The organism is Paracoccus sp. 22332, from assembly GCF_052045125.1.
Taxonomy (GTDB): Bacteria; Pseudomonadota; Alphaproteobacteria; order Rhodobacterales; family Rhodobacteraceae; genus Paracoccus; species Paracoccus haematequi_A.
This window is the reverse complement of the sequence record NZ_JBQEOI010000148.1, coordinates 1-358: the sequence shown is the minus strand read 5'-3', so window position 1 is coordinate 358 and position 358 is coordinate 1. Positions and strand designations below refer to the sequence as shown.

At 60.1% G+C, this 358-nt stretch carries 1 protein-coding gene; it reads left to right on the top strand.

Features of this window, described 5'->3' with window-relative positions:
• Positions 1–19 precede the first annotated feature (19 nt).
• A partial coding sequence (locus tag ACTJI6_RS24275; protein ID WP_440804365.1) for a MerR family transcriptional regulator occupies positions 20–358 on the top strand: 339 nt, incomplete at its 3' end.

The following is a 358-nucleotide window of genomic DNA, read 5'->3' as shown; positions in this document are numbered from 1 at the left end:
TACAGGAGCAAGGCAAAAGATGCAGATCGGCGATTTATCCCGGCAGACGGGCGTGAACATCGAGACGATCCGTTACTATGAGCGCATTGGGGTTTTGCCCAAGCCTGCCCGCCAGCCGAACGGACGGCGCACCTACAGCCCCGCCGATGCCGAGCGCCTGGGCTTTATCCGCCATGCTCGCGAGCTTGGTTTCGATCTGCCAAGCATCCGCATCCTGCTCGCCTTGCAAGAACGGCCGGAAGCATCATGCGAGGATGCGAGCCGCATTGCCCAAGAGCAGCTTGAGGCAGTCGAAAGCCGGATTGCCCGCCTGCTTCTCTTGCAGGATGAACTGGCCCGAATGGTCAGCGAATGTAGA